Genomic DNA, 5484 nt, shown 5'->3' on the forward strand with positions numbered 1-5484 from the left:
GGAAAACGTCTGCTAATGAATAACCTTAGAATACCTGATCGGATTTGGCGAAAGGGTATCAAAGAGTTTGCAGAGCAGCTAAAAAGGTCATCAAGTGTCATGTCTTAAATTCGTGGGGATACCACAGGGTTGGAGTAAGATCTCTATCCTTTTCTCTCAATGAACCCAGTCTTCGTAGATGCGCTGAAGATGTCAAGATGCGAGGGCTCTGAGAACAGTTTCTGGCTCTTTAGAAACTACATTTAGAAGAACTAATGCTGGTCCGTGTGGTTTACGATCGCCTCTTTCCCAGTGACGAAGAGTGCTGACACTAATGCCGAAAGCTGAAGCAAACTCACTTTGTGACATACCTACTTGAGCTCGGACTTGCTTTACATCTAGTGGAGTGAACTCATGTATAATCGCACTTTTTAATTGTCCATCAGAGTATTCAATAGCCTCTTGAAGACCCTGCTTAATACTTGAGAATGCGCTAGCCATTTGAATCACCATAATTTTTTAGAAGTACACATGTGAATTTGGCGAGGTCATTGCGTTCGGTTTTACTGATATTTGCCTTTTCACCTTTACCAAAAATGGTAAGAAGAAAAAGAGGCATTGTTTCATTGTGGTAATAATAAATCACACGAACGCCACCGCTTTTACCTCTTCCTTGTGCAGACCATCGTAACTTTCTAATACCACCAGTGCCTTGAATGAGATCTCCTGATTGCGGGTGCGCAGCCAGGTAATTTATGATACTTATTTTTTCATCTTCCTTGAGCAAGCCTGAAGCTCGCTTTTGAAATTCTGGTAGTTCCACGATAGTCTGCATAATTAAAACTATAATCCATTGGATTATATCTAGTCAACTTTTCTTAACAGAGATCCGGGCCTAAAATGAACAAGTTTGATAATCAAGAGCAGGAAATTCTGGATGTTTTTAATGGAGATCGGGGTCGGAGTCTGTGGAGGTCGGAGTAAGATCTCATGCCCCCAGACTTTCTGTTACTCGTAATGGCTCCATAGCCGAAGTACTTTTATGACTTTCTCTTTTTCAAGCACTTGATACACCCAGCGGTGCTGAATGTTGATCCGGCGTGAGTACGCGCCTGAAAGGTCTCCAATGAGTTTCTCAAAAGGTGGAGGTTTGCAGTATGGATCTTCTGCAACTAAATCGAGTAATTCCTGAGCTTTTAGCTTCAGACCGCCAGAAGCCAGTTTCTTTGCATCTTTCTGTGCTTGTTTGGTGAAAACCAACTTCCATGTCACCAGTCCAGTTCCTTATCGCATTGATCAATTGGAGTTGCCATTCCTTCCCGGATAGACTCGCGCATACCAGGTATAGAAAGAAGATAAAGTGTTTCCTGGATAGCAGCCCAGTCCTCTTCAGCCACTAAAACGGCTTTATTTCGCTTTCCCATAATAACGATCGGTTGATGGGACTCCGCCGTTTCATCGATCAATCGATAAAGGTTGCTGCGGGCTTCGGTAGCGGTAATTCCAACCATGACGTACCTCGTCTGCTGTTAACTTACAAATCATATTTCATTGTACGTTATATGGTACGTGCGTCAATGCGATCGCATCTTAAAAATCATTAATATTATTACTGTCCTTCGTCATCAGCGTCATCAGTCGCGGATGTACAAATAATTTTTCCTTTCCTGAATCGATTTCTTGCAACACACCAATAGTTGTTAACTGCTTTAAATAGATTGAAGCTGTTTGGCGTTTTGCAATATTACGTTCAACTAGGTTGCTGATACGGCAATAGGGTTGTTCAAAAATAAGCTGAACAAGCTCGTAGCTATATATTTTTGGTAGCTGTGCTTTTATGTAATCGGTTGTGCTTTCCATCAGTGCTCTAATTGCAGTGATTTTATCGCAGGTCCATATGGCAGTTTGCTCGACACCTTTTAACATAAATAACAGCCAGTCTTCCCAGTTCTGATCTTTGGTGACTTGGTTTAAGAGGCGATAGTACTCTTGTTTGTTGTGAACGATGAAACGACTTAAATACAAAATAGGTAGCGTTAATAGGCCGCATTCAATAAGGTATAAAACGTTTAAGATACGACCTGTTCGGCCGTTTCCGTCATGGAAGGGGTGTATAGCTTCAAATTGATAATGACTAACCGCCATCTTTATCAGAGGATCTAGTTCATCGGCATCATGAAGAAATTGCTCCCAATTGGCTAACAAGTCGCGGATAACGTTTTCTCCAGCAGGTGGGGTATAGATAATTTCTCCCGTCGCTTTGTTTCCTATAAAAGTACCTGTTACTTTACGAATATCCATTTCTGTGTGCTTTAACCTACTGCATACCTCAATGGCAGTCGCTGTGCAAAGTGGTTTTCGTTCAAGCTGAATATAGCCTTCATATAGCGCCGTTCTGTAACGTAAAGCTTCCTTTGTTGCATGGTCGGCGCCTTTGTCTTCCAGTGCATACTGAAAAATCTTATCGGTAGTGGTGACAATATTTTCAATTTCTGAACTATCTTTTGCTTCAAGCAAGGGTAACAGGTTAATGAGCATGCTTTGGTTAGGAATGAGCTGCCCGGCCTTTTTTAACTCTGCTACAGCAGCACGCGCAGAGATGCAGGCTTTTAGTACAGCCTTAGTTTCTATGGCATCTAGGTGTGGTGGTAATCTGGGTAATTGGTTATAGGGCTGTTCTGCTTGCCATGTCATGTTTACATGTCCAGTCTAAATCGACATAAATAGCTTATCGAGTCAGTTTATGTCGATATAATCGACATATCAATTTAATGTGTCGATTTTTTATTGTTTTCTCAACATATAGTGAGATCGGGGGTCGGAGTAAGGTCTCCTATATACCGTCTAGCCTTGATACGAACAAACATATGGCAAGTCAGGGTGGGGAAGATGAAGTTTTTCTGAACTATCTTTTGCTTCAAGCAAGGGTAGCACTTACCCAGTTATCTTCACTAGTAGTCTTTAACTAAATTATGTCGTATATTCTAGAAAGTTTAGTTAAATGATAGGTTGTGGTTTTAAAAATGACCAAAGGGGGGTATTAAGAGATGGGATATAGGCGGCTGGAATCAGAGCAGGTACGTGTTGCGGTTAATGCGCGCCAGTTGTTTCAGCAGCTAGAGCAACATCGATTGCAGGCAGATAGCGTTGCAGGCTCAATGCATTGGAAAACTATTCACGATCGAGAATACCTTTACCGTGCCTATTCCTATGGCAAGAATCGTTCATTGGGCGTTCGTTCTCTCGAAACTGAGCAAATTAAATATAATTTTAAACGTAGACAGGCAGACTATAAAGCCCGCGAAGCTGAATACCGCAATCAGTTCAAAAAGTATGCGGCATATATCAAGGCCAATGATCTTAATCGTTTTCCGCTGGCAGGTGCGCGTGTGCTTCGCTCAATGCACAAACAAAAGATACCCTATCGGCTGATCGGTACGAACGCGCTCTATGCATTTGAAGCACGAGCCGGTGTGTTGATTCAACCTGAGCATCTTGCAACTGAAGATATGGATGTATTGATGGATGCTCGTCAAGGAATACGCATTATAGCTAACTTGCAGGAGGGGTCCCTTTTGTCTCTTCTTAAAAGCAGTGACAAGAGCTTTCGGCGAATATCTGCCTCACCTTATGAATTTGCTGCCGCCAATGATAAGGGCTTCAGGGTGGACTTTATTACTCAAGGGGTTGGCTCGCCCATGCAGCGAAGTGCATTTGATGAGTTACTGGAAACAGATGATCTTCATCCTGTCGTGATCGATAGCTTGAAATGGCATGTGTCAGCGCCGCATTATGATGCAATCGTTTTTGATCTACAGGGAATGCCGTTGCGTGTTGCGACCGTTGATCCGCGCGCTTTTGTATTGCATAAATGGTTTGTCAGTCAGCAGCCTGATCGTGAGCCGATGAAGCGAATCCGTGATGAAGATCAAGCGCGGCTCGTTGCCACGATGATTCAAAATGAGTTAACGGATCTTCCTGTTAGCCGAGCCATCAGTCGAATTTTTCCTCATATTCTTCAAACGGCTGCTACAGATGCATTGGATGATTTTTCGCTGTAAATCGAGAATGGTGATCGGGGAAGATCGGGTCGAAGTAACAATTGACTGATCACTTGCGTGTGCTTGTCACCATCAATGAGGAGAAGTTACTCCGACCTGTTTTTTATTGAGCTGTGAAGTGCTCAGCTGCAGCATTCAATACCGATTGGGCAGACTCAGCGTCTTCAAACCCTAATCCTTCCATGCCGCCATCGGGTCCTTTGTAGCTTGCAAACCAAATGTCCACAATCTGGCTGACGCCAGGAAACTCTTGATCCAACTGGGTCATGCTTTCAATGTGAGCAAACGGAGATTCTTGAGTTAATACAGCAACCAGCTTGTCATCTTGCTCGCCGTCATCAAGCATTTTAAGAACACCGATCACACGAACTTTGGCGACTTCACCGCGAGGTAAGGCTTGACCTAGGATGATCACATCCAATGGGTCGCTGAGGTCGAACTTTGATGACTTGTCTCCATCTATAATTTTAGACCTGCTATCATTAATCAATAATGGTTAATAAGTTAGGATATACAGATGTGTTCGATGCAAGCCAATGTCAGGCTTAGTCAAGAAGAGCGGGAGGCGATAGTCTCTGTTCTTCGCGCAGAAGATCCTGAAGGTAAAGTCTATGTGTTTGGTTCACGCGCGGATGTGAATAAACGAGGTGGCGACATTGATATTTTCTTTCAAACAAGTAAAAAGTTGACGTTAAGGGAACGCCTTTTTTTGGAATATCGTTTGCGAGCAGAATGCGATACAAAAATCGACTTATTGGTTAAAAGTGCTGATGAACCAAATCAGCCGATATACGATATTGCTAGAGAAGGAGTGCTTTTATGAGTTCAAGCGCTATTCAACTACTTAACTCCAATCTTTTAGCATGTGAGCAGCGAATTCTTAAGCTTAAGTATTCTCTAGAAAAAGTTGCTCATTTGTTTCCGGTAACGCTGACTACCATCGCTCTTTTAAATGATGATGAGGAAGAGTCGATAGACGCATTGATTCTTCGCTATTCCCAGTCGGTAGCAATGATTCAAGATCATATTTTTCGTGGTATCGCTATTGTTGAACAAGAAGATATTTCAGATAAATCCAACCGTGATAGAGCACTCCTCATGGAAAAGCTTGGCGCGATTAACTCGGCCGATCTTTTTGGAACAGCAGCACTGTTAAGAAATAAGTTTGCACATCATTACCCAGAAGAAGCTGAAGCTCGTCTTGAGCGTTTAAATTTGGTGATTGAGGAGTCAGATACCGTCTTGAACGTCAAGCTTTAACCCTTGTCTGATTCACAATTCCACTTACAAAAAGGTCAGCTTTCAGCTGGCCTTTTCTCGTGTTTGCCCAGCGAAGCTGGTAAACCCGTCAGGTTGAAAGAAACCTGAGTCACCCTGACTAAGGGGAAGACAATCCGAATGGCAAGGGCGTTGCTGGCTAACGGCAGGGTCTGAAGGAAGCCAT

At 42.9% G+C, this 5484-nt stretch carries 9 protein-coding genes; 3 read left to right on the plus strand and 6 right to left on the minus strand.

Features of this window, described 5'->3' with window-relative positions; all coding sequences use genetic code 11:
* Positions 1-192: 192 nt before the first annotated feature.
* From nadS to fic, 5 genes are all read right to left on the minus strand, one after another.
* Entirely contained in the window at positions 193-480 is a 288-nt protein-coding gene (gene nadS / locus F7R24_RS14445; RefSeq protein ID WP_151671972.1) for a NadS family protein, read from the minus strand.
* The gene (locus tag F7R24_RS14450; RefSeq protein ID WP_206057573.1) at positions 473-802 is read right to left on the minus strand and encodes a type II toxin-antitoxin system RelE/ParE family toxin; all 330 of its coding nucleotides are present in this window, start codon (positions 800-802) and stop codon (positions 473-475) included. Before F7R24_RS14450 ends, nadS begins: the two co-directional genes overlap by 8 nt.
* Positions 803-987: 185 nt before the next feature.
* Positions 988-1251: a Txe/YoeB family addiction module toxin gene (locus tag F7R24_RS14455; RefSeq protein ID WP_151671974.1), complete on the minus strand. Its 264-nt coding sequence runs from the start codon at positions 1249-1251 to the stop codon at positions 988-990.
* On the minus strand, positions 1248-1490 hold the full coding sequence (locus tag F7R24_RS14460; protein WP_151671975.1) for a type II toxin-antitoxin system Phd/YefM family antitoxin: 243 nt from the start codon (positions 1488-1490) through the stop codon (positions 1248-1250). The genes F7R24_RS14455 and F7R24_RS14460 overlap by 4 nt, the downstream gene beginning before the upstream one ends.
* Before the next feature lie 79 nt (positions 1491-1569).
* The gene (gene fic / locus F7R24_RS14465) at positions 1570-2673 is read right to left on the minus strand and encodes a protein adenylyltransferase Fic (RefSeq protein ID WP_151671976.1); all 1104 of its coding nucleotides are present in this window, start codon (positions 2671-2673) and stop codon (positions 1570-1572) included.
* A 353-nt stretch (positions 2674-3026) separates the two neighbouring features.
* Between fic and F7R24_RS14470 the strand changes: the two genes are divergently transcribed.
* Positions 3027-4040 (plus strand): GSU2403 family nucleotidyltransferase fold protein, encoded by a 1014-nt coding sequence (locus F7R24_RS14470; RefSeq protein WP_151671977.1) that lies wholly within the window; start codon positions 3027-3029, stop codon positions 4038-4040.
* 103 nt (positions 4041-4143) lie between these two features.
* Here the strand turns inward: F7R24_RS14470 and F7R24_RS14475 are convergent, their stop codons facing one another.
* Complete coding sequence (locus F7R24_RS14475) at positions 4144-4461, minus strand: inorganic diphosphatase (RefSeq protein WP_276613257.1); 318 nt, start codon at positions 4459-4461, stop codon at positions 4144-4146.
* A gap of 96 nt (positions 4462-4557) precedes the next feature.
* Between F7R24_RS14475 and F7R24_RS14480 the strand changes: the two genes are divergently transcribed.
* Entirely contained in the window at positions 4558-4863 is a 306-nt protein-coding gene (locus F7R24_RS14480; RefSeq protein ID WP_151671978.1) for a nucleotidyltransferase domain-containing protein, read from the plus strand.
* Complete coding sequence (locus F7R24_RS14485) at positions 4860-5300, plus strand: hypothetical protein (RefSeq protein WP_151671979.1); 441 nt, start codon at positions 4860-4862, stop codon at positions 5298-5300. Before F7R24_RS14480 ends, F7R24_RS14485 begins: the two co-directional genes overlap by 4 nt.
* Positions 5301-5484: the final 184 nt, after the last annotated feature.

This window comes from Nitrincola schmidtii, from assembly GCF_008973715.1.
GTDB lineage: Bacteria > Pseudomonadota > Gammaproteobacteria > Pseudomonadales > Balneatricaceae > Nitrincola > Nitrincola schmidtii.